This is a genomic window from Ruegeria sp. CJ2 (assembly GCF_056536745.1).
Genome location: NZ_JBQFQF010000002.1, coordinates 399,483 through 421,113 on the forward strand (window position 1 = coordinate 399,483; position 21,631 = coordinate 421,113).

Annotated in this window: 23 protein-coding genes; 5 read left to right on the forward strand and 18 right to left on the reverse strand. The window is 59.6% G+C overall.

Annotation, left to right across the window (positions count from 1 at the left end):
* Nucleotides 1-21 precede the first annotated feature (21 nt).
* The 14 genes from nuoE to ACR0MS_RS04410 form a co-directional block, all read right to left on the reverse strand.
* The gene (gene nuoE / locus ACR0MS_RS04345) at nucleotides 22-1,113 is read right to left on the reverse strand and encodes an NADH-quinone oxidoreductase subunit NuoE (RefSeq protein ID WP_480568708.1); all 1,092 of its coding nucleotides are present in this window, start codon (nucleotides 1,111-1,113) and stop codon (nucleotides 22-24) included.
* Entirely contained in the window at nucleotides 1,113-2,336 is a 1,224-nt protein-coding gene (locus ACR0MS_RS04350; RefSeq protein WP_480568705.1) for an NADH-quinone oxidoreductase subunit D, read from the reverse strand. Before ACR0MS_RS04350 ends, nuoE begins: the two co-directional genes overlap by 1 nt.
* Nucleotides 2,336-2,458, reverse strand: coding sequence for a hypothetical protein (locus ACR0MS_RS04355; protein ID WP_480568702.1), 123 nt, complete (start codon nucleotides 2,456-2,458; stop codon nucleotides 2,336-2,338). The genes ACR0MS_RS04350 and ACR0MS_RS04355 overlap by 1 nt, the downstream gene beginning before the upstream one ends.
* Nucleotide 2,459: 1 nt before the next feature.
* Nucleotides 2,460-2,636 (reverse strand): hypothetical protein, encoded by a 177-nt coding sequence (locus ACR0MS_RS04360; RefSeq protein ID WP_480568699.1) that lies wholly within the window; start codon nucleotides 2,634-2,636, stop codon nucleotides 2,460-2,462.
* Nucleotides 2,637-2,641: 5 nt separating this feature from the next.
* Nucleotides 2,642-3,241 carry an NADH-quinone oxidoreductase subunit C gene (locus tag ACR0MS_RS04365; protein ID WP_480568696.1) on the reverse strand — a complete coding sequence of 200 codons (600 nt, stop codon included), beginning with the start codon at nucleotides 3,239-3,241 and terminating at the stop codon, nucleotides 2,642-2,644.
* Between the two features lie 12 nt (nucleotides 3,242-3,253).
* On the reverse strand, nucleotides 3,254-3,787 hold the full coding sequence (locus ACR0MS_RS04370) for a NuoB/complex I 20 kDa subunit family protein (RefSeq protein WP_037307875.1): 534 nt from the start codon (nucleotides 3,785-3,787) through the stop codon (nucleotides 3,254-3,256).
* Complete coding sequence (locus tag ACR0MS_RS04375; protein WP_050602775.1) at nucleotides 3,778-4,143, reverse strand: NADH-quinone oxidoreductase subunit A; 366 nt, start codon at nucleotides 4,141-4,143, stop codon at nucleotides 3,778-3,780. The genes ACR0MS_RS04370 and ACR0MS_RS04375 overlap by 10 nt, the downstream gene beginning before the upstream one ends.
* Nucleotides 4,144-4,330: 187 nt before the next feature.
* Nucleotides 4,331-5,119, reverse strand: coding sequence for a crotonase/enoyl-CoA hydratase family protein (locus tag ACR0MS_RS04380; protein ID WP_480568692.1), 789 nt, complete (start codon nucleotides 5,117-5,119; stop codon nucleotides 4,331-4,333).
* An 8-nt stretch (nucleotides 5,120-5,127) separates the two neighbouring features.
* Nucleotides 5,128-5,982 carry a hydroxymethylglutaryl-CoA lyase gene (locus ACR0MS_RS04385; protein WP_480568689.1) on the reverse strand — a complete coding sequence of 285 codons (855 nt, stop codon included), beginning with the start codon at nucleotides 5,980-5,982 and terminating at the stop codon, nucleotides 5,128-5,130.
* Nucleotides 5,983-6,048: 66 nt separating this feature from the next.
* Complete coding sequence (locus ACR0MS_RS04390) at nucleotides 6,049-7,977, reverse strand: acetyl/propionyl/methylcrotonyl-CoA carboxylase subunit alpha (RefSeq protein ID WP_480568686.1); 1,929 nt, start codon at nucleotides 7,975-7,977, stop codon at nucleotides 6,049-6,051.
* A gap of 5 nt (nucleotides 7,978-7,982) precedes the next feature.
* Nucleotides 7,983-8,510, reverse strand: coding sequence for a hypothetical protein (locus ACR0MS_RS04395; RefSeq protein ID WP_480568683.1), 528 nt, complete (start codon nucleotides 8,508-8,510; stop codon nucleotides 7,983-7,985).
* Nucleotide 8,511: 1 nt separating this feature from the next.
* Nucleotides 8,512-10,119 (reverse strand): carboxyl transferase domain-containing protein, encoded by a 1,608-nt coding sequence (locus ACR0MS_RS04400; protein ID WP_480568680.1) that lies wholly within the window; start codon nucleotides 10,117-10,119, stop codon nucleotides 8,512-8,514.
* Nucleotides 10,116-10,577, reverse strand: a complete 462-nt coding sequence (locus tag ACR0MS_RS04405; protein WP_480568677.1) for a hypothetical protein — start codon at nucleotides 10,575-10,577, stop codon at nucleotides 10,116-10,118. The genes ACR0MS_RS04400 and ACR0MS_RS04405 overlap by 4 nt, the downstream gene beginning before the upstream one ends.
* On the reverse strand, nucleotides 10,577-12,103 hold the full coding sequence (locus ACR0MS_RS04410; protein WP_480568674.1) for an AMP-binding protein: 1,527 nt from the start codon (nucleotides 12,101-12,103) through the stop codon (nucleotides 10,577-10,579). The genes ACR0MS_RS04405 and ACR0MS_RS04410 overlap by 1 nt, the downstream gene beginning before the upstream one ends.
* A gap of 136 nt (nucleotides 12,104-12,239) precedes the next feature.
* Here ACR0MS_RS04410 and ACR0MS_RS04415 point away from each other — a divergent pair, with 136 nt between their 5' ends.
* A complete protein-coding gene (locus tag ACR0MS_RS04415; RefSeq protein ID WP_480568671.1) occupies nucleotides 12,240-12,848 on the forward strand; it encodes an OmpW/AlkL family protein in 609 nt (202 codons plus the stop codon).
* Nucleotides 12,849-12,898: 50 nt separating this feature from the next.
* Here the strand turns inward: ACR0MS_RS04415 and ACR0MS_RS04420 are convergent, their stop codons facing one another.
* The 3 genes from ACR0MS_RS04420 to ACR0MS_RS04430 form a co-directional block, all read right to left on the reverse strand.
* Nucleotides 12,899-14,062, reverse strand: coding sequence for an isovaleryl-CoA dehydrogenase (locus ACR0MS_RS04420; RefSeq protein WP_480568668.1), 1,164 nt, complete (start codon nucleotides 14,060-14,062; stop codon nucleotides 12,899-12,901).
* Between the two features lie 155 nt (nucleotides 14,063-14,217).
* Nucleotides 14,218-15,408, reverse strand: a complete 1,191-nt coding sequence (locus ACR0MS_RS04425) for a DegT/DnrJ/EryC1/StrS family aminotransferase (RefSeq protein WP_480568666.1) — start codon at nucleotides 15,406-15,408, stop codon at nucleotides 14,218-14,220.
* 39 nt (nucleotides 15,409-15,447) lie between these two features.
* Entirely contained in the window at nucleotides 15,448-16,119 is a 672-nt protein-coding gene (locus ACR0MS_RS04430) for an HAD-IA family hydrolase (RefSeq protein ID WP_480568663.1), read from the reverse strand.
* 134 nt (nucleotides 16,120-16,253) lie between these two features.
* On the opposite strand from ACR0MS_RS04430, the gene glmU reads away from it, so the two are divergent.
* Genes glmU through ACR0MS_RS04445 form a run of 3 tightly spaced genes read left to right on the forward strand, consistent with a single transcriptional unit; the run spans nucleotide 16,254 to nucleotide 20,119 of the window.
* Nucleotides 16,254-17,606: a bifunctional UDP-N-acetylglucosamine diphosphorylase/glucosamine-1-phosphate N-acetyltransferase GlmU gene (gene glmU / locus ACR0MS_RS04435; protein WP_480568660.1), complete on the forward strand. Its 1,353-nt coding sequence runs from the start codon at nucleotides 16,254-16,256 to the stop codon at nucleotides 17,604-17,606.
* A gap of 3 nt (nucleotides 17,607-17,609) precedes the next feature.
* Nucleotides 17,610-19,430 carry a glutamine--fructose-6-phosphate transaminase (isomerizing) gene (gene glmS, locus ACR0MS_RS04440; RefSeq protein WP_480568657.1) on the forward strand — a complete coding sequence of 607 codons (1,821 nt, stop codon included), beginning with the start codon at nucleotides 17,610-17,612 and terminating at the stop codon, nucleotides 19,428-19,430.
* A gap of 5 nt (nucleotides 19,431-19,435) precedes the next feature.
* Nucleotides 19,436-20,119, forward strand: a complete 684-nt coding sequence (locus ACR0MS_RS04445; RefSeq protein WP_480568653.1) for a DNA alkylation repair protein — start codon at nucleotides 19,436-19,438, stop codon at nucleotides 20,117-20,119.
* Here the strand turns inward: ACR0MS_RS04445 and ACR0MS_RS04450 are convergent.
* Nucleotides 20,107-20,529: a hypothetical protein gene (locus tag ACR0MS_RS04450; RefSeq protein ID WP_480568650.1), complete on the reverse strand. Its 423-nt coding sequence runs from the start codon at nucleotides 20,527-20,529 to the stop codon at nucleotides 20,107-20,109. The genes ACR0MS_RS04445 and ACR0MS_RS04450 overlap by 13 nt on opposite strands.
* Nucleotides 20,530-20,619: 90 nt before the next feature.
* Here ACR0MS_RS04450 and moaA point away from each other — a divergent pair, with 90 nt between their 5' ends.
* Nucleotides 20,620-21,630, forward strand: a complete 1,011-nt coding sequence (gene moaA / locus ACR0MS_RS04455) for a GTP 3',8-cyclase MoaA (protein WP_170384286.1) — start codon at nucleotides 20,620-20,622, stop codon at nucleotides 21,628-21,630.
* The last annotated feature ends 1 nt before the right edge of the window (nucleotide 21,631 follow it).

Genomic DNA, 21,631 nt, shown 5'->3' on the forward strand with positions numbered 1-21,631 from the left:
TGCCCCGGATGGGCACCTATCTTAATCCTCGTAAGTGCCGTCTTCCTTGGCACGTTTGGCAAATTCGGTCTCTTCCCCCGAAGCAAGGCTGGTCGCCTGCTCGACCCAACCGTCGCGTTCGATCCGGCCTTTGAACTTCAGCCGCGCATCGACCCAGGCGATATTCCCTGCCGTCCAGTTTGAGATTTGGTCGTAGTGGTAGATGCCCAGATCGTTCAGCTTTTCTTCCAGCTTCGGCCCGACCCCTTTTAGCATCTTCAGATCATCGGCCTTGCCACCGCGCGCCTGCGCCAGCGTTTCGGGCTGATCTTCCTTGGCATCTTGGGCCTGTTTCACCGCCGACTTACCGGTTTCACGCTGTTTCGGAGGCTTCGGAGCCGTTTTGGTCGCTGTCGCCTTACCGTCCTTGCCCAACCACGGGGTCAGGATCGGAACCTCGGTCCCGTCTATACGCTTGACCGTGTCGCCCAGATCGGTCGCGATCTCAACACTGGCGTTGTACTTGGGCTTTCCAGCTTCGTATTCGTTCAGGCTGCTCAGGCCGCTCAGCGGTTCCGCCGCATAGCGCCCGTTCTGCGGACCCGGCGTCGGCACCTTGCCCGCCGCCAATTCGTCGATGATCTTGCCGAAGCTTTCGGCGGTCAGATCCTCATAATAGTCCTTACCGATCTGCGCCATCGGCGCGTTCGTGCAAGACCCGAGGCATTCCACCTCTTCCCAGCTCAGCTTGCCATCGGCGGACAACGCGTGCGGTTTCGCTGCAATCTTGTCCTTGCAGACCGCGATCAGGTCCTCAGCCCCACAGATCATGCAGGACGTCGTGCCACAGACCTGAATATGAGCAACAGAACCAACGGGTTGCAATTGAAACATGAAGTAGAACGAGGCGACCTCAAGCACGCGGATATAGGCCATGCCCAGCATGTCGGCGACGGATTCGATTGCCGGGCGGCTCAACCAGCCCTCTTGTTCCTGCGCGCGCCACAGCAGCGGGATCACTGCGCTGGCCTGACGGCCCTCGGGGTATTTGGTGATCTGCGCTTCGGCCCATTGCTGGTTGGCAGCGGTGAACGCAAAACTATCGGGTTGTTCGGGATGAAGACGGCGAAGCATTAGCGGTCAATCTCTCCAAATACGACGTCCATGGTGCCGATGATGGCGGCGACGTCGGCCAGTTGGTGGCCCTTGGCGACGTGGTCCATGGCTTGCAGATGCAGGAACCCCGGCGCTCGCAGTTTGGCGCGGTAGGGTTTGTTGGTGCCGTCGGCGACCAGATAGACGCCGAACTCACCCTTGGGGGCTTCGACGGCGGCATATACCTCGCCTGCGGGGACGTGGAAGCCTTCGGTATACAGCTTGAAGTGATGGATCAGGCTCTCCATCGAGGTCTTCATGTCCGAGCGTTTCGGCGGGGTGATCTTGCCGCGCGCCAGTACGTCTCCGGGGCATTCGCGGATCTTTGCGATCGCCTGACGGATGATCGACAGCGACTGGCGCATTTCCTCCATGCGCACCAGATAGCGGTCATAGCAGTCGCCATTCTTGCCGACGGGGATCTGAAATTCGAACTCGTCATAGCATTCGTAGGGCTGCGCGCGACGCAAATCCCAAGCCAGACCCGAGCCGCGCACCATCACGCCCGAGAAACCGTATTTCTGGATGTCATCCTCGGTCACAACGCCAATATCGGCGTTACGCTGTTTGAAGATGCGGTTTTCGGTCAGCAGACCGTCAATATCGTTCAGAACGGCGGGGAACTCGTGGCTCCATGCCTCGATATCGTCCAGCAGTTCGGGCGGCAGGTCTTGGTGCACACCACCGGGGCGGAAATACGCGGCGTGCAGGCGCGCGCCACAGGCGCGCTCATAGAACACCATCAGCTTTTCGCGTTCCTCGAATCCCCACAGAGGCGGCGTCAGCGCGCCCACATCCATCGCCTGCGTGGTCACGTTCAGCAGGTGGTTCAGAATGCGCCCGATCTCGGAATACAGAACCCGGATCAGCGAGCCACGGCGCGGCACTTCCACACCGGTCAGTTTCTCAATCGCCAGACACCAGGCATGTTCCTGATTCATCGGCGCGACGTAATCCAGACGGTCGAAATAGGGCAGGTTTTGCAGATAGGTCCGGCTTTCCATCAGCTTTTCTGTGCCACGGTGCAGAAGGCCGATATGAGGGTCGCAGCGTTCCACGATCTCGCCGTCCAGCTCAAGCACAAGACGCAAAACCCCGTGTGCCGCAGGGTGTTGCGGACCGAAGTTGATGTTGAAATTGCGGATCTTCTGTTCACCGCTCAGCGCGTCCGTGCTGCCGTCATCGTATCTTGAGCCGTCCATCAACGCCCTCGTTTCTTCTTCGCTTCGGCCCGAACCCGGACCTTTTCGGCTTCGGCCGCTTTCGCTGCGGCTCCTGCCAGCAACGCACCCAGCACGCCCAGAACAATCAGTTCCCCTGCCATGTCAGCGACGCTCCATCTCTTGCAGCTTCAGCGCCATCATCCACAGCAGGACAACCACGGCCGGAGAGATGATGCATGCAAACGCCCAGTTCTTGTTGATCCCAAAATGCGGTAGCAGCTTGATCATCGGTACAACCGTGGCGACCACCAGAACGATCCAGATCAGGAACTCAAACATGACGGCTACTCCTGTTTCTCATCCCCCGGCAGAATGTAATTCGCACCCTCCCATGGGGACATGAAGTCGAACTGCCGGTATTCCTGCACCAGGCTGACCGGTTCGTAGACGACACGCTTTTGCGCCTCGTCATACCGCACTTCGGTGTATCCGGTGGTGGGGAAATCCTTGCGCAGCGGATAGCCGCGAAACCCATAGTCGGTCAGGATGCGCCGCAAATCAGGGTGGCCCGAGAACAGGATGCCGAACATATCGAACACCTCACGCTCGAACCAGTTGGCCGAGGGGTGTACGTCGACGATCGAAGGCACCATGTCTTCTTCACGGATCGACACGCGCAGGCGGATGCGCTGGTTCTGGTACATCGACAGGAAGTGATAGACCACGTCGAACCGCTTGGCGCGTTCGGGGTAGTCAACGCCAGTAATGTCCACGAGGGTCGAGAACTTGCAGTTCTGATCCGACCGCAGGAATTCCACGAATTCCACAAGGCTTGACGGGGCGACATCGACGTTCAACTCGTCATGGGTCACATCCCAGGACAGAACGCAATCCGCCCGTTTCAGCTCCAACTGCGCGCCGAGTTCTTTGAGTGCTTCGCTCATCTGCCCTCTCCCTCAGCGTACGATGGTTCCGGTGCGGCGGATTTTCCGCTGCAATTGCATCAGACCGTATAGCAACGCCTCGGCCGTCGGAGGGCAGCCGGGCACGTAGATATCCACCGGAACGATGCGATCGCAACCACGCACGACGGAATAGGAATAGTGGTAATAGCCACCGCCATTGGCACAGGACCCCATCGAGATCACATAACGCGGCTCGGGCATCTGGTCGTAAACCTTGCGCAACGCCGGGGCCATCTTGTTGGTCAGGGTTCCGGCCACGATCATCACATCCGACTGACGCGGGGACGCGCGCGGCGCGATCCCGAACCGTTCCGCATCATACCGTGGCATTGAAGTGTGCATCATCTCAACCGCGCAGCAGGCCAGACCAAATGTCATCCAGTGTAGCGAACCGGTGCGCGCCCAGTTGATGATGTCCTCGGTCGAGGTCAGCAGAAAGCCTTTGTCCTGCAATTCAGCATTCAGGGCCTGGGTCGCGACTTCTTTGTCGACGCCTGCGGTATTTGCACCCGTCATCACTCCCATTCCAGGGCCCCTTTCTTCCATTCATAGGCAAAGCCAATGGTCAGAACGCCCAGGAAGACCATCATGGACCAGAACCCAACATCGCTGATGTCTTTGAAACCGACGGCCCAGGGGAACAGGAACGCAATCTCCAGATCGAAGATGATGAAGAGAATCGAAACCAGATAGAACCGAACATCAAACTTCATCCGCGCATCATCAAAGGCGTTGAAGCCACATTCATATGCACTGACCTTTTCAGGGTCGGGATTGCGGACGGCCAATACCACAGCAGCCAGAATCAGGACAATTCCAAGGCCCACGGCAACGGCAAGAAACACCAGGATCGGGAGGTACTCCCGCAACAGGTCTTCCACGTAAAGCTCCTTTCCTGCGCGCCGCCCGCAGCGACGCACCGTCAATTGGCGTGTTGACTGGACATTCTCTATCTGTGCGGGGTCAGAGGGTCAACCGAACAGAAGCGCGCAGGTCCCTAATTTTCCGTTTCCCTCTGTGGATATTGAGTGTGTTATTTCTCTTTGCGCGCCAAGCCTCTGCTGGAATTCAAACCTTACTGTTCCACACAGGTTTTCTTCTGTCGAAGAACGCACCGATTCCCTCTTGTGCTTCGTCGGTTTCCCAGCGGTCGACAAGCGCCCGGATCGTCCCGTCGATCACGGAATCGTCAATCGTTGGCCCGAGCATCTGCACCAAAGCCTTGGCCGAGGCCACGGCGCCGGGCGCGCAGGACAGATATGGTACAACCTCAGCCTCGACCGCCTCGGCCAGATCATCGGACGGGACAGCACGGGCAAGCAAGCCCAGCTCGACGGCCTCGGCCGCATCAAAAAGACGGGCCGACATGAAAACACGCCGTGCCCGCGCCTCGCCCATGCGCGCGACAACATAAGGGCCAATGGTCGCCGGGATCAGGCCCAAGCGCGTTTCCGTCAGGCCCAATTTCACGGTCTGGACGCCAATCGCCACGTCACATACCGCAGCCATTCCAACGCCGCCGCCAAAAGCGTTGCCCTGCACGGCCCCGATCAACGGTTTCGGCATCGTGTTCAAAGCTTGCAACATTTCGGCCAGCTTGCGCGCCTCGACAAAGCGCGTCTTTGGGTCCGCAGCCATTTGATCCTGCATCCAGCTCAGATCGCCCCCGGCGCAAAAGCTCTTGCCCGCGCCGGTCAGGACGACCACCCGCACCGCGTTGTCCTGTCCCAACTGTCCCGCGGCTTGTGTCAATTCCGATATCATCTGCGCTGACATGGCATTGTGTTTTTCCGGGCGGTCCAGCGTCAGGGTCGCGACGCCGCGCGGGTCCACAGAAATTGAAATCGTGTCAAACATGGCCTTCCTTATTCCCCCCGCATGGCGCGCGCCATCTGCGCGGCCTCTTCCACGATCTCAGGGTCAATGCCGGTCTCATATCCCAACCGCTGCAAGTGAGACACAACTGCCTCGGTCGCAACATTCCCGGCCGCACCCGGTGCGTAGGGGCACCCCCCCAAACCTCCGACCGCCGAATCGAACGTGCGCACGCCCAGCGCAAGGGCCGCATCTATATTGTCGATTGCCCGCCCGTTGGTGTCGTGGAAATGACCCGCCAGTCTGGTGACGGGCACCCGCTTTTGCACCGCCAAAAGCATATGCGCAACGGTATCAGGCGTGCCCTGTCCAACCGTGTCGCCCAAAGACACTTCGTAGCAGCCCAGCGCGAACAGTGTATCCGCGACCTCGGCGACCTTTTCGGGGTCTGTCGGGCCGTCATAGGGACAGTCCGTCACGCAAGAGACATAGCCCCGCACGGGAAGGTCAATATGCCGAGCAGCCTCCAGAATCGGGGTAAACCTCTCGATGGATTCTGCAATCGAGGCGTTGATATTGGCCTTAGAAAACCCCTCGGAGGCTGACGCGAATACAGCAATCTCATCTGCCTTGGCCGCCAGCGCATCTTCGTACCCGCGCATGTTCGGTGTCAGCGCGGCATAACGCACGCCGTCGGCGCGAGAGATCCCGGCCAGCACTTCGGCACTACCTGCCATCTGCGGCACCCATTTGGGCGAGACAAAGCTGGCCACTTCGATCCGGTTGAACCCGGCACGGCTCAGGCAATCGACCAGAGAAACCTTTTCGGCCACCGGGATTTCCCGCTTTTCATTCTGCAGCCCGTCGCGCGGCCCCACTTCAAAGATTTCAACCCGATCACCCATGGCTGCGTCCCTCCCTGATTGCCGCTGTGAACCCAACCTTGCCACGTTGCGTCCGCACGGGACAGATCATTCCTCCTCCAACCGGACCAGAGCGGCACCGGCCTCGACCTGTCCCCCAGCTTCGGCGAGCACTTCGGCAACCACGCCGTCACGCGCCGCCAACAAGGAATGCTCCATCTTCATGGCTTCCAGAACGGCCAGACGATCGCCTTCCTGAACGGTTTGCCCCACCTGCGCGAAAATGGCCTTTACCAATCCGGGCATCGGTGCCTCGATCACGTTGGTGTCGCCAAGGGCGCTTGCGTCACGGTCCAGCGGGTCGACGATATCGAACGTCTGACCGTAGTTCTCGAAAACCGTGATCCTCGACCCTGCCATGGCAACGCGCGGCATGGGCTGGCCACCCACGATCCATTTCCCAGCTTTTCGTTCGGCCAGAACCGAGTCGTCCCCCACCTGCCATAGCTGTCGGTCCGGTCCTTCGACCTGAACATCCAGATCAATCACGTCTTCGGCCATCAATTGGGTCGCACGATGCAGGGGTGCCCAAAGCGAGAACCCACTTTCTTCGTCCGTATCCACCAAACCCAGCGCCGTCATCGCCGCCGAAACACAGGTAGACGCCGCGACCGGAACCGGCTCGATCAACGCATCCAAGTCACGCCCGATCAGCCCTGTATCCACGTCCCCCGCCGCAAATCCGGGATGTCGCGTCAACGCCCCCAGAAACCCAAGGTTTGTCACGGTCCCGGCAACCTCGGTACGCGACAGCGCCCGGTGCAGTTGTTCCAACGCAATCTGGCGTGTTGGCCCGTGCACGATGACTTTGGCGATCATCGGATCGTACCAAGGGCTGATCGTATCACCCGCCCGAACGCCGCTATCTGCCCGACAAGTCGTCGGGAACTGTAAATGAGTCAGCGTGCCCGTCGCAGGCAGGAACCCCTTGGGCACATCTTCAGCGTAAAGCCGCGCCTCGAACGCGTGGCCTGTGATCGACAGTTCATTTTGTTTCCTTGGCAGCGTCTCGCCCGAAGCAACGCGCAGTTGCCATTCAACCAGATCGACGCCCGTAATGGCCTCGGTCACCGGATGTTCGACCTGCAGGCGCGTGTTCATTTCCATGAACCAGAACCGATCCGGCCGCAGCCCGTCCGAGGCATCGACGATAAACTCAACCGTGCCTGCGCCTTTGTAGCCAATCGCCTCGGCTGCCCTGACACCCGCCTGGCCCATGGCTTCGCGCATTTCGGACGTCATTCCGGGCGCAGGCGCTTCCTCGATCACCTTTTGATGACGCCTCTGCAACGAGCAGTCCCGCTCGAACAGATGCACGGCGTGCGTGCCATCTCCGAAAACCTGCACTTCGATATGGCGCGGTTTCGCGACGAACTTCTCGACCAGCACAGCATCGTTACCAAAGGCCGTACGCGCCTCCCCACGCGCGCTGTCCAAGGCCGACGCGAAATCCTCGGGCCGTTCGACCAGCCGCATCCCCTTGCCGCCGCCGCCAGCGACGGCCTTGATCAGCACAGGATAGCCAATGGTGTCCGCAGCACCGGCCAAATGCTCGGGGTCCTGATTGTCACCGTGATAGCCCGGCACAACCGGCACGCCCGCCTGCTCCATCAACACCTTGGCCGCGTCCTTGAGACCCATTTTGCGGATCGCATCGGCCGAGGGGCCAATGAAGGTTAATCCAGCCGCCTCAACCGCATCTACAAAATCCGGATTCTCGGACAAAAACCCATATCCGGGATGGATCGCCTGCGCGCCGGTGTCCAGCGCTGCCTGAATGATCACATCGCCCTTCAAATAGCTCTCAGCCGGGGCCGCACCGCCGATATGCACCGCCTCATCCGCCATTTGTACATGTTTGGCCGAGGCATCCGCGTCAGAGTAAACCGCAACGCAGGCCACGCCCAACTTCTGAGCGGTTTCCATTACGCGGCAAGCGATCTCGCCCCGGTTGGCAATCAGGATTTTGTTGAACATGTTTCTTACTCCGAAAGCCATTCACCAACTCGATTCAATCGAATCGGGTCCTCTTGAAAAACTCTGCAATCGTTACCGCCCAATGAACAAACCTGAACGATGTTTTGGCTAGCAATGACAAATGTATCTGAACATCCCATCGGAAACTCTGCGGCTACTTTCCCATTGAGAGTCAATTGGTACCGGGACCAAGCCGTCCCGCCACATATTCCGCTTGGCTTGGGTTCGTTCATGTATGTTCTTTGAACGGCTACTTTTCGTTTTGAACCCAAATTGCACGACAAGATTTCAACTGCACCTGCGTCTCTTCTTGAATCCGAGGTAGGCACATAAAACCCAGGGCGCCCTTCGGGAATTGGCGCATTTGCGTCAAATCGAACTGGAAACAAAGTAAGTTGCTTGGCACGCTCGTCACAAACCCAGCCAACAGCGGTTGACCATTGGTCCGCATTGGCAATTCCTCCACTTCCGACGAGAACGGAAAGAAACCAAGCTACAGCAATTGGCGTTGGCTTAAGATGCAGTTTCGTCATCTTACATCCTGAACACGCCGAAACGTGTCTCCTCGATCGGCGCGTTCAACGCCGCACTCAGCGACAGGGCCAGCACATCGCGCGATTTGCGCGGGTCGATGATGCCGTCATCCCAAAGCCGCGCCGAAGCATAGAGCGGGTGCGATTGCTCCTCGAACATCTCCAGCGTCGGGCGTTTGAATTCGGCCTCTTCCTCGTCGGACCATGTGCCGCCCTGCCGTTCGATCCCGTCGCGTTTGACAGTGGCCAGAACGCCCGCCGCCTGCTCTCCGCCCATCACGGAAATGCGCGAGTTCGGCCACGTCCACAGGAACCGAGGCTGATAGGCGCGACCCGCCATGCCATAGTTCCCCGCGCCGAACGAACCACCTACAAGCATTGTAATCTTCGGGACCGAGGTCGTCGCAACAGCTGTTACCATCTTGGCCCCATGCCGCGCGATGCCCTCGTTTTCATATTTTCGGCCCACCATGAACCCTGTGATGTTTTGCAGGAACACCAGCGGCGTCTTGCGTTGCGAGCACAGCTCGACAAAATGCGCACCCTTCTGTGCGGCCTCGGAAAACAGCACGCCGTTATTGGCGATGATCCCCACCGGACAGCCTTTGACATGGGCAAACCCGGTCACCAGCGTCTCACCAAACCGTGGCTTGAACTCATCGAAGCGAGAGCCGTCGACCAGACGTGCGATCACCTCGCGAATGTCATAGGGCGTGCGCAGATCGGCGGGGACAACCCCTAGGATTTCCTCGGGGTCATAGGCCGGGTCTTCGGGCACCTCGAACCGTAGGCCGGGCTTCAGCCCGGCACCACCCAACGACCCCACTGCCCGCCGTGCCAAAGCCAACGCGTGGGCGTCATCCTCGGCCAGATAATCCGCCACACCAGACAGGCGCGTATGGACATCACCGCCGCCCAGATCCTCGGCGCTGACCACCTCACCCGTCGCGGCCTTGACCAGAGGTGGTCCAGCCAGAAAGATCGTACCCTGTTCCTTGACGATGATCGTCACATCCGACATCGCAGGCACATAGGCCCCGCCCGCCGTACAAGACCCCATCACCACGGCGATCTGAGCAATCCCCTTCGCGCTCATCCGCGCTTGGTTATAGAAGATGCGGCCAAAGTGGTCGCGGTCGGGAAAGACCTCATCCTGATTGGGCAGGTTCGCACCGCCGCTGTCGACCAGATAGATGCAGGGCAGATGGTTTTCCTCGGCGATCTCCTGCGCGCGGAGGTGTTTTTTGACCGACATCGGGTAGTAAGTGCCGCCCTTCACGGTGGCGTCGTTGCACACCACCATGACCTCGCGCCCCTGCACCCGGCCAATCCCCGCGATCACCCCGGCGCAGGGCGCAGCGTTTTCGTACATCCCATGCGCCGCCGTCGCGCCGATTTCAAGGAACGGAGACCCCGGATCGAGCAGGTTCGCCACTCTGCGTCTGGGGAGCATCTTGCCCCGCGAGACGTGCCGCGCGCGGGATTTCTCACCACCCCCCATGCGGGCTGCTTCGGCTGCGGTCGAGATTTGCGCCAACGCGTCGAGATGGGCGGTTCGGTTGGTTTTGAAGTCCTCAGAGGTTACTATTGCCTTACTAGTGAGCTTCACTCTCTCTCCTCCCTCTGTTCTAGCCAATCAGCCAAAGACACTGCTCCGAGGTATCGCCCGAAGAGCACCAATGCAGCACATTCCGTTTCAAGGCTTGGTGAGTCACAACGATTGGCAACACTTGTATCCTTCACAAGTGCCAATCGTTTTTCGTAAAACTGTTTCTGAGGAGGCAAAGCATCCAAGCTTTCCGGAAGCGCATCAATGATAGCGCTGGACCGATGCGAGAAATTTTTCGCCAGGTCGTCGTAGCAGGAATGGCTGTCAGTGGAAAACCGGCAAAAGGTGGTAATCACCGCTATGCACTCTTGCGTTTTCCCGGCCTGATCCAGTTTACCTTCTGCGCTCGCAAGGCATCGTTCTGTCCATAAATAGGAGCTATCTTGGTCGGCCAAGCTCTTCTCCGGCACTGCAGCGCAGGCAACGGCAACCAAAGCCGCAAAATATAGGTTCTTCATTATTGCCTCCCCTCCCCAGCGGCCCGCGCCTTCAATTCCTTCCGAATAACCTTCCCCGTCACCGTCATCGGCAGTTCCTCCAGAAACGCCACCTCACGCGGATAGGAATATTGCGCCAGACGGTCCTTAACCCACTCCTGCAACTCTGTGCCCGACGCCTCGGCCCCCGGTTTCAACACCACATAGGCCTTCACGATCTCGGTCCTCAATGGGTCGGGCTTGCCGACCACGCCCACGGTTGCCACCGCCGGGTGGGTCAGCAGGCAATCTTCGATCTCGGCGGGACCGATGCGGTATCCGGCTGACGTAATTACGTCATCATCGCGCCCGACGAAGCGCAGATACTCGCCTTCCCAAACGCCTCGGTCTCCGGTGATCAGCCAATCGCCCCGGAATTTCTCAGCCGTCTCCTCAGGTCGGTTCCAATATTCCAACAGCATCGAGGCCGAGCCGCGCCGGATGGCCACGTCGCCCTCGTCATCGGTCGGATGACCATCCTCGTCGATCACCGCCACCTCATGCCCCGGCACCGCTTTGCCGATGCAGCCGGGGCGCACTGGGAAATCCTCGGCGCAGGAGGACACGACCATGTTGCACTCAGTCTGCCCGTAGAATTCGTTGATCGTCAGGCCAAAGGCCTGCTGTCCCCAGGCCAGCATCTCGGCCCCCAAAGGCTCGCCGCCCGAGGCGACCGAGCGCAGGCCGGGGATGACCTGATCCGCCGCTTTCAGCATCCGCAGCGCGGTGGGTGGAAAGAACACGTTGCGCACGCCGCCGCGCGCGACCACATCGGCGCAGGCCGCGGGGGTGAATTTCTCAAGCCGCGCCGCGACAACCGGGACGCCCAGCGCCAAGCCCGGCATCAAAACGTCAAACAGCCCGCCAATCCACGCCCAGTCAGCAGGCGTCCAAAGACAATCGCCGTCGCGCAGGTGATTGTGGCTTATGGACACGCCCGGCAAATGCCCCGTCAGAACCCGGTGCCCGTGCAGCGCCCCCTTGGGGCTTCCGGTTGTGCCCGAGGTATAGATCAGCACGGCCGGGTCCTCGGGGCCGGTATCAGCAAACGGAACCGGTTCATCCGAAGGCTCAATCCGGTCAACCCGCACTGCATGAGCCAAAGCACCCAACAGTTCCTCGCCTTCTGCGTCGGTCAAAACTATCTGCGCACCTGCGTCCTGAACCCGTGAGGCCAGCGCATCATGTTTGAACAGCTTGAAAAGCGGCACCGAGATCGCACCGATTTTCCAGATCGCCAAATGCGCCGCCGCGCACCAGGGCGACTGGCTGAGAAGCACGCCCACCCGGTCGCCGCGTTGCACGGTTGCCAGAAGATGGCGCGCAATTCCGTCCGCCATGCGTTGCAACCGGTCAAAGGTAACGTCGCCGCGAGAGTCCCCGGTCAGATCGCGGATCGCCACGCGGTCACCCGGTTGCGACAGGCATTGCTGCGCCATGTTCAACCGCTCGGGAATCAACCAGCTCCCATCAGTTTGCAATCCGGGTATGCACCTAGCGGGACACATCGGCAAAACCCCTTGTTTTCATGGCATTTCTCTGACGCCGGTCTCTTACTCCAATCACACAAACTTGATGCAGATCAGAGTTGGCAGCGGTCCGGTCGTGCAAAACGCCAGCATTAACAAAACTAAAGGCAGTAAAATGACCAACAAACTCGCCGCTTTGACCCTCTCCACTGCGCTTGTTGCGCTGGCTGTCCCAGCTTTCGCCCAATCTCAGGGTGACTGGACCGTCGGCCTTGGCTTGGGCTATCTCGACCCGAAATCCGACAACGGCACGCTGAGCAATGGCGCCAGCGTCGAGGTGGACTCGGACACGCGCCCGATCTTCACCGTAGAATACTTCGTTCGTGACAACCTTGGCATCGAACTGCTGGCCGCAACGCCGTTCAGCCATGACATCACTCTGGCTGGCAGCATCGACGGCGGAACCGTCAAGCACCTGCCGCCCACCCTGTCGCTGAACTATCACTTCCCGACCAACTCCGCCTGGAAGCCGTATGTTGGTGCCGGTATCAACTACACCATTTTCTTTGACGAAAGCTCGTCTCTGGGCGATCTGGAGCTGGATAACTCGGTTGGCGTCGCGCTGCAGGCTGGCCTTGACTATATGGTCACCGAGAAAGGTGCTGTGCGTCTGAACGTGCGTTGGTTCGACATCGACTCGGATGTCAGCCTGGACGGAAACGACCTCGGCACTGCCGAGATTGATCCGTGGCTGATCGGCGTTTCCTACGTCCATCGCTTCTGATCCTTCGAAGAAACGCCCCGCAGTTCCCTCGTCTGCGGGGCGTTTTTCCATCACAGCATCTCGCTCATCAGTTCCCGACCGATCAACATCCGGCGGATTTCACTGGTGCCCGCTCCGATCTCCATCAGCTTCGCGTCGCGGAAAATCCGGCTGACGGGTGAATCCGACAGGAACCCGGCCCCGCCCATCGCCTGCACAGCCTGATGCGCCTGCGTCATCGCGGCCTCGGACGCATAAAGACAACAGGCCGCAGCATCCTGACGAGTCACATCGCCACGATCACACGCTTTGGCCACTTCATACACATACGCCCGCGCCGAATTCATCGCCGTGTACATGTCGGCAATCTTGCCCTGCATAAGCTGGAAATTACCGATGGGCGTCCCAAATTGCTTACGTTCGGCCAGATAGGGCATGATTTCGTCCAGGCAGGCCGCCATGATGCCGGTGCCAATTCCGGCCAGCACCACGCGCTCATAATCCAGTCCGGACATCAGGACAGCAACACCCTTCCCTTCCTCGCCAAGCACGTTTTCAAACGGCACTTCAACGTCTTCAAAGATCAACTCCGCCGTATTAGACCCGCGCATCCCCAGCTTGTCGAAATGGGGTGAGGCGGAAAAGCCGGTCATCTCTTTTTCGATCAGAAAGGCGGTGATTCCGCGCGATCCAGCCTCTGGGTCGGTCTTGGCGTAAACGACCAGAGTATCCGCGTCCGGCCCGTTGGTAATCCAGTATTTGCTTCCATTCAGACGGTAGTGATCATTGCGCTTCTCGGCCCGCAATTTCATCGACACCACGTCGGACCCTGCCGACGCCTCGGACATCGCCAGCGCGCCCACATGCTCACCCGAGATCAGGCGCGGCAGGTATTTCGCCTTTTGCTCATCCGTCCCGTTCAGCTTGATCTGATTGACACACAGGTTCGAGTGCGCCCCGTAAGACAGCGATACCGAAGCCGACGCCCGAGCAACCTCTTCGACGGCAACGGTGTGGGCCAGGTATGACATGTCGGCCCCGCCGAATTCCTCGGGCACCGTTATGCCCAACATCCCCAAATCGCCCATTTCCTTCCAAAGCTCATTGGGGAATGCGTTCGAGGCATCAATCTCGGCGGCCATCGGCTTGACCCGCTCCTGCGCCCAGCGGTGAACCATTTCACGCAGGGCGTTCACATCCTCGCCCAGATCAAACTGCATGGTAGCCGCGAACATATGCGATCTCCTCTCTCGCATTAATGAACAGTTGTTCAATAAGTATCAGCGAATCTTTTCCGGGTCAACGACAGCCACACAGAAACACACCACCGGCCCGTCAGGGGCGGTGGTGTCAAAACATCAAGCGTGCGCTTTAAGCGCACTCCTTTGGATTACGATTGGTAGACGGCCCCGACCTCGGCGCGGATGATCCGCGCGATCAGGCGGCAATCCTCCAGTGAGAATGTCAGCGGCACACGCATGTCCATGATCCCAGCCAACACCCTGTCACTGTCGGGCAAAGGCGCGCTGTCGGCGTAGCGCCAGCTATCATAACGCGAGGTGAATCCGGTCGGCTCAGCCCCGCCGAACCACTTCAACTCGACCCCGCGCGCGGAGCAGCGGCGGATCACTTCGGCAATACGCTCGGGTGACCAGTCCAGCAGCAGGAACTGAATGGAGGAGCCGACATAGGTCTCACCCTCGGGCCGTTCGACGATCGTCAGGCCGGGCGTGCCGCGCAGACCATGTTCAATCTCGTCGTAACGCTCGTTCCACCGCCCCACCTGCCGATCCAGATCCCGCAGCTGAGGCCGCAGGATCGCGGCCCGCAGATTGTCCATCCGGCCCGAGACATTGGGGGTGGTGTATTTGATCCGCTCAAACACCTCCGGCCCCGGCGCGGCCAGATGACGTTCGTAAAGCATATATGACCCCGACAGCATCGTCGCCTTGGCCGCCAGTTCCTCATCATCAGTGATCAGCAAGCCGCCCTCGCCTGAGTTCACATGCTTATAGGTCTGGCAGGAATAACACCCGATGGCCCCCTGCCGCCCCGATAATTGCCCGCGCCATGCCGCGCCCATCGTATGCGCGCAATCCTCGATCACGGTCACGCCTGCGGCATCACACATCTGCATCAGCCGATCCATGTCGCACAAATGCCCGCGCATATGGCTGAGCATCAGAACTCGCGCCTGATCCAGCTTGGCCTCAAGATCGTCCAGATCAATCACCAGCCCCTCGGTCACGCCCACAAACACGGGCTTTGCCCCGACCGAGGCAATCGACCCCGGCACCGGGGCCAGCGTGAAGGCATTGGTCAGAACCGGATCACCGGGCTGCACACCCACCGCGCGCAATGCGGTCGCCAGCGCATAGCCGCCCGAGGACACGGCCAGGCAATATTTTGCCCCCATCTGCGCGGCAAATTCCTGCTCCAGCAAAGCAGTTTCACCCAACTCTCCGGCAGCCACGTTATAGCGATGCAATCGCCCGTGACGCAAAACCGCTAATGCGGCCTCGATCGCTTCGTCGGGGATGGGTTCCTGCTGCGTGAAACTGCCAGTGAATGTCTCGGTCATACGCCCGTTCTGAGGCCGCGCGTGCGCAGCGTCAAGGGCTTACGCCACCGCTCCGATCAGACTGGTCACAACCTCGGGCAGATCATCGAAGTGATGCAGTAGCGCCTCGGGCTCCAGCGCGGCCATATCTGCGCCCGACGGACCAAACGTGACCAACACCGACGGAACGCCAGCAGCGCGCGCCGTATTGCGGTCAGTGTCGGAATCTCCGATCAGCACGCAAAGATCAGGATGCCCCCCTGCCCGCCGCGCGGCCTCGCGCAGCGGTTCAGGATCGGGCTTGCGGACCGGCAGGGTGTCGGCCCCCACCAATGATGCGAACTGATCGCGCACGCCCATCTGCGATAACAACTGATCGGCCAGAGCTTCGGGCTTGTTCGTGCAAATCCCAACGCCATAGCCCGCGACCTTCAACGCCTCAACCGCGTCAAGTGCGCCGGGGTAAAAGTGCGTATGGGTGTCAATGGCCTGCGCATATGCGTCCAACAGCATTGGATAATATGCGTGAATGGTCTGCTCTTCATAGGCCCCGACCCGCTTCAACCCGTGCGTCAGCATCATCCGGCCACCCCGCAGCGCGACCGCAGCATCCTGCCCGTGAACCAGAACATCCCCGTGCCCCATATGGCGAAAACAGTGGTTCGCGGCCTCGAGCAAATCACCCGAGGTATCGGCCAAGGTCCCGTCCAAATCGAAGATAACCGTTCGCATCGTGCCTCCTGCTTCGGCGGTTTTTCGCCGCATCCTGTTGCAAACGGCAATCTTGTTTGATGGCTGAACCGCTTGCGCCTTTGCCCTCAGCGGATAAAACGGACCGCAACAAAACACAAAGAGAAAACGATTTCATGAGCACCGCCCTTGTCATCCTTGCCGCAGGTAAAGGCACCAGGATGAATTCGGACATCCCCAAAGTCCTTCATCCGATTGCCCAGATACCCATGCTGGTTCACACCATGCGCGCCGGAGCCGTGTTGTCGCCCGAACGTACCGTGATCGTCACCGGGCACGGGTCCGCGGCCGTGGCGAAAGTGGCAACCGCCGAAGACGAAACAGCCCGGATCGCGGAACAGACCGAACAGTTGGGCACGGCTCATGCCGTCGCGCAGGCGCGCGCTGCGCTCGAGGGGTTCGAGGGCGACGTGGTGGTTTTGTACGGTGACACTCCGTTCATTCAGCCCCAAACGCTGGAGCGCATGATCGAGGCACGCGCGCAGAACGATCTGGTTATCCTGGGATTCGAAGCCGCCGATCCAGCCCGCTATGGTCGCCTGATCATGAACGGAGATAATCTGGAGCGGATTGTGGAATTCAAAGATGCCTCATATGAAGAACGCGCGATAACCTTTTGTAATTCAGGACTTTTGGCGTGCGATTCAGAAGTTTTGTTTTCCCTGATCGACGCCGTGGATAACGACAACGCTGCCGAAGAATACTACCTGACCGACGTCGTCGAAATCGCCCGCAGCCGTGACCTGAAAGTCACCGCAGTCGCTTGTGACGAGGCCGAGACGCTGGGGATCAACTCGCGCGCCGACCTCGCTGCTGCCGACGCAGTATTCCAAACCCGTGCACGGTCGGAATTGCTGGACCTTGGAGTGACCTTAATGGCCCCCGAAACCGTCTATCTGGCCGCCGACACAATCATCGGACGCGACACGGTCATCGAACCCAATGTGGTATTCGGCCCCGGTGTCACTGTCGAAAGCGGCGCGACCATCCGGGCGTTTTCGCATCTGGAAGGGTGTCACGTCAGCCGTGGCGCTGTCGTTGGCCCCTATGCCCGCCTGCGCCCCGGCACCGAACTGGCCGAAGACACGCGCATCGGCAACTTTGTGGAAATCAAGAACGCCGAGATCGCTGAAGGCGCGAAGGTCAACCACCTGAGCTATATCGGCGACGCGACGGTCGGCGCGGCCACGAATATCGGCGCGGGTACGATCACCTGTAACTATGACGGGGTGTTGAAGCACAAAACGACCATTGGTCAGAACGTGTTCATCGGATCGAATACCATGCTGGTGGCGCCTGTGACCGTGGGCGACGGAGCCATGACAGCGACCGGCACGGTGGTCACGCGTGATGTGGAGCCTGATGCACTTGCCGTGGCACGCGCCAAGCAGGACAACAAACCCGGCTATGCGCGCAAATTGTTTGAAATGCTCAAGGCGAAGAAGGCTCGCCGCGACAAAGGAGCCTGACCGATGTGTGGAATTGTAGGCGTTCTGGGGCAGCACGAAGTCGCCCCTATCTTGGTCGAGGCGTTGAAACGTCTGGAATATCGCGGCTACGACAGTGCCGGGATCGCAACGGTTAATGGTGGCGACCTGGGGCGTCGCCGGGCCGTGGGCAAGCTGGTGAACCTCAGCGATCTGCTGGTGCATGATCCTTTGCCCGGCAAGTCAGGCATCGGCCATACACGCTGGGCCACCCATGGCGTACCCTCGGTGACGAATGCGCACCCGCATCAGGCGGGTCCCGTTGCCGTGGTTCATAACGGCATCGTCGAAAACTATCGCGATCTGCGCGCGGAACTGGCCGAACACGGCGTGGGCTTCGTGACCGAAACCGACACCGAAACCGTCGCGTTGCTGGCCGAGCACTACTTGTCTACGGGGCTTTCCCCGGTTGAGGCCGCCTTTAAGACGATTGACCGGCTGGAAGGCGCGTTTGCACTGGCCTTTCTGTTCGAGGGGCAAGAGGACCTGATCATCGCCGCCCGCAAAGGGTCGCCATTGGCGATCGGGCACGGGGATGACGAGATGTTCGTCGGTTCCGATGCCATTGCGCTGGCACCGCTGACGGACCGTATCACCTATCTTGAGGAAGGTGACCGCGCAGTGCTGACCCGTACTTCGCTGGAAATTCGCAACGAAGCGGGCGATCTGGTCAACCGCGAGGTCCGCCGGATCAAACTGGACACGGCGCGCGCCGACAAAGGCGGGCACAAGCACTTCATGGCCAAGGAAATCGCGGAACAGCCCGTGGTCGTGGCCGAAGCGATCCGTTCGTATCTGCGCACCGGCGGGGATGAGGTGGTTCTGCCCGCAGAGTTGAACTTTACCAAGCTCGACCGTCTGACGATGGTTGCTTGCGGCACTGCCTTTTATGCCTGTCTGACTGCCAAGTACTGGTTCGAGAAGCTGGCAAAGATGCCGGTCGAGGTCGATATCGCCAGCGAATTCCGGTACCGGGAACCTCCGATCAGTGACCGGACCGCCGCGCTGTTTGTTAGCCAGTCCGGTGAAACAGCGGATACGTTGGCGGCGCTTCGATACTGCGAAGGCAAGGCAGACAAGATCATTTCGGTGGTCAATGTCCCCGAAAGCTCAATCGCGCGTGAAAGCGATGTGGCCCTGCCCATTCATGCCGGGGTCGAGATCGGAGTGGCCTCGACCAAGGCGTTCACATGCCAGTTGAGCGTGTTGCTGATGCTTGCGCTGAAAGCCGCCTCGGACCGTGGGACGTTGACGACAGAAGAACTGTCCGACCACGCCGCCGCGTTGCGCGGCTTGCCAGCGGTTCTCAACGTCGCGCTGGAACAGAACGACGCCATCCGCGCATCCGCCCAACGCCTATCCGAGGCGCGCGATGTTCTGTTTCTGGGGCGTGGTCTGATGTATCCGCTGGCGATGGAAGGCGCGCTGAAGCTCAAGGAAATCAGTTATATACACGCCGAAGGTTATGCATCTGGCGAGCTGAAACACGGCCCCATCGCCCTGATCGACAAACACATGCCGGTGGTCGTCATGGCCCCGCGTGACGCGGTTTTCGACAAAACCATATCGAACATGCAGGAAGTCATGGCGCGCAAGGGTAAGGTCATTCTGGTCTCAGATGCAGACGGGATCGCCGAAGCAGATGACGGTGTCTGGGGCACGATCCGCATGCCGCTTGTTCACGAAAGCCTCGCGCCGATCCTCTATTCGGTTCCTGCGCAGTTGCTGGCGTATCACACGGCCGTCGCCAAGGGCACAGACGTGGACCAGCCGCGCAATCTGGCAAAATCTGTGACGGTGGAGTAGCGGCCGTGGACGCCTATCTGGATCAAATCAAGGCGCATGCCGATCCTGAGCGCGCCACGCAGATGGCGGCCTATCACAAGGCCGACCGCCCCTATTTAGGTGTCGCAAACCCGATCCTGAACGAGCTGACAAAAGCGTGGCGGCAGGATCTTGATGTGGCCTCTCGGGTCCGACTGGCGGATGATCTGTGGCAGACAAATATTCATGAGGCTCGCTTGGCCGCCGCCAAGTTGCTGACGCAGGCGCGTATTCGGCCGGATGATGCGGTTTGGGACGTGTTGCAAAGCTGGTTGCCGGATTTCGATGCCTGGGCCGTCGCGGACCATGCGTGCATGGCAATGCAAAAGCGACTGTCAGCCGATCCGGGCAGGCTGAATCAGGTCGAAAGTTGGACAACCTCTGACCACATGTGGACACGCCGCGCAGCATTGGTGGCGACCTTGCCATGGACCAAGCAAAACCACCCCAAGCCGGATGATCTGGACCGCCGGGACCGCATTTTGACCTGGGCTGCGGGATATGTCCCCGACCGTGATTGGTTCATCCAAAAAGCCGTCGCATGGTGGCTGCGCGAGCTTTCCAAGCACGACCCATCCCGCGTTGTCGCGTTCCTGCAAACATATGGGGACGCAATGAAGCCGTTTGCACGCAAAGAGGCCGGAAAATACCTGAAGGATCAGTTTGAGTAGATTTCGAGTTCTACCAATTCATCGAATGGCAGCAGCAATGCCCGCATCGCATCCAGCGATAACCGGCTGCCCCCACCTTCCGGCCCAGAAGCAGGCACCAGCGTAATGTAGGCCTGCGCGCCGGTCCTCGGAACCACCACCCGCCCGGTAAATTCGGTATCGACAAGAGGTGTTTCAAGCCACCTTCCCGGCGTTGTGGGGTCCCCCAGACTGGCCACCGTGGTTTTCGGCCCAACCCAACTGGGGGCGGAAACAGCAACAGGCTCGGGGTCAGCAACCTCTGCGACTTCCACCGCTTCGGGCTCGGCCTGGGCCTGCTCACCGTCACCGCCAAAGACGCGGTCTGTTGCGGACCGAACGGTGTCACACCCCGCAACACCTGCTAACAAAACGAAAAATGTAATTCTCATACCGATAATCTACCTGTCCAACGGCATCTGATCCAGACCAAAGCGCAGTTCGCCCTTGTCGCAGCCGGGTCGCCGCTTTACCTATGTGGCATGACTGCTGCTCCGCTTATCGACCCGTTTGCCCGTGCAATCACCTACTTGCGTGTTTCCGTCACGGACCGCTGCGACTTTCGCTGTGTTTATTGCATGTCCGAAGACATGAAGTTCCTGCCCAAAAAAGACCTTCTGACCTTGGAAGAGCTGGACCGGATGTGTTCAACCTTTGTCAACATGGGCGTCGAAAAACTGCGCATAACAGGGGGTGAGCCTTTGGTTCGCCGGAACATCATGGCGTTCTTCAACGCGATGACCCGCCATCTGGAGAGCGGCGCGCTGAAGGAGCTGACCCTTACAACCAACGGATCGCAACTTCATCGTTTCGCCGACGACCTCTATGCGGCTGGCGTGCGCCGCGTGAACATCTCGCTGGATACGCTGGACGAGGACAAATTCGCCCAGATCACACGCTGGGGACGCCTGAAACAGGTCTTGAAAGGCATCGACGCGGCTCAGAAGGCCGGGCTGCGTATCAAAATCAACGCCGTTGCCCTGAAAGGTTTCAACGAAGAGGAACTCCCCCACATCACGCAGTGGTGCGCCGAGCGCGACATGGACCTGACGTGGATAGAAGTCATGCCCATGGGTGACATCGGTAATGAAGACCGCCTAGATCAGTACTGGTCACTGAAAGACGTGCGCAAAGAGTACGAAAACCACTACACGGTCTCCGATCTGGCCGAACGCACGGGCGGACCTGCCCGCTATGTGCGGCTTGAGGAAACCGGACAGAAAATCGGGTTCATTACACCGCTGTCCCACAATTTCTGCGAAAGCTGCAACCGTGTACGCCTGACCTGTACCGGAGAATTGTATATGTGCCTTGGTCAGGAAGACATGGCTGACCTGCGCAGTTCCCTAAGGGATCACCCCAACACCGAGGAACCGCTGGAACAGGCGATCCGCGCGGCCATCAATCTGAAACCCAAGGGCCACGATTTCGACTATTCCCGCCAGTCCGTTGACGGAAAGATGAGCCGTCACATGAGTCACACAGGCGGCTGAC

Coding starts and splice junctions, on each gene's coding strand:
- nuoE (WP_480568708.1), bottom strand. CDS start 1,113: ATGCTTCGCCGTCTTCATCCCGAACAACCCGATAGTTTTGCGTTCACC.
- ACR0MS_RS04350 (WP_480568705.1), bottom strand. CDS start 2,336: ATGGACGGCTCAAGATACGATGACGGCAGCACGGACGCGCTGAGCGGT.
- ACR0MS_RS04355 (WP_480568702.1), bottom strand. CDS start 2,458: ATGGCAGGGGAACTGATTGTTCTGGGCGTGCTGGGTGCGTTGCTGGCA.
- ACR0MS_RS04360 (WP_480568699.1), bottom strand. CDS start 2,636: ATGTTTGAGTTCCTGATCTGGATCGTTCTGGTGGTCGCCACGGTTGTA.
- ACR0MS_RS04365 (WP_480568696.1), bottom strand. CDS start 3,241: ATGAGCGAAGCACTCAAAGAACTCGGCGCGCAGTTGGAGCTGAAACGG.
- ACR0MS_RS04370 (WP_037307875.1), bottom strand. CDS start 3,787: ATGGGAGTGATGACGGGTGCAAATACCGCAGGCGTCGACAAAGAAGTC.
- ACR0MS_RS04380 (WP_480568692.1), bottom strand. CDS start 5,119: ATGTTTGACACGATTTCAATTTCTGTGGACCCGCGCGGCGTCGCGACC.
- ACR0MS_RS04385 (WP_480568689.1), bottom strand. CDS start 5,982: ATGGGTGATCGGGTTGAAATCTTTGAAGTGGGGCCGCGCGACGGGCTG.
- ACR0MS_RS04390 (WP_480568686.1), bottom strand. CDS start 7,977: ATGTTCAACAAAATCCTGATTGCCAACCGGGGCGAGATCGCTTGCCGC.
- ACR0MS_RS04395 (WP_480568683.1), bottom strand. CDS start 8,510: ATGACGAAACTGCATCTTAAGCCAACGCCAATTGCTGTAGCTTGGTTT.
- ACR0MS_RS04405 (WP_480568677.1), bottom strand. CDS start 10,577: ATGAAGAACCTATATTTTGCGGCTTTGGTTGCCGTTGCCTGCGCTGCA.
- ACR0MS_RS04410 (WP_480568674.1), bottom strand. CDS start 12,103: ATGTGTCCCGCTAGGTGCATACCCGGATTGCAAACTGATGGGAGCTGG.
- ACR0MS_RS04415 (WP_480568671.1), top strand. CDS start 12,240: ATGACCAACAAACTCGCCGCTTTGACCCTCTCCACTGCGCTTGTTGCG.
- ACR0MS_RS04420 (WP_480568668.1), bottom strand. CDS start 14,062: ATGTTCGCGGCTACCATGCAGTTTGATCTGGGCGAGGATGTGAACGCC.
- ACR0MS_RS04425 (WP_480568666.1), bottom strand. CDS start 15,408: ATGACCGAGACATTCACTGGCAGTTTCACGCAGCAGGAACCCATCCCC.
- ACR0MS_RS04430 (WP_480568663.1), bottom strand. CDS start 16,119: ATGCGAACGGTTATCTTCGATTTGGACGGGACCTTGGCCGATACCTCG.
- glmU (WP_480568660.1), top strand. CDS start 16,254: ATGAGCACCGCCCTTGTCATCCTTGCCGCAGGTAAAGGCACCAGGATG.
- glmS (WP_480568657.1), top strand. CDS start 17,610: ATGTGTGGAATTGTAGGCGTTCTGGGGCAGCACGAAGTCGCCCCTATC.
- ACR0MS_RS04450 (WP_480568650.1), bottom strand. CDS start 20,529: ATGAGAATTACATTTTTCGTTTTGTTAGCAGGTGTTGCGGGGTGTGAC.
- moaA (WP_170384286.1), top strand. CDS start 20,620: ATGACTGCTGCTCCGCTTATCGACCCGTTTGCCCGTGCAATCACCTAC.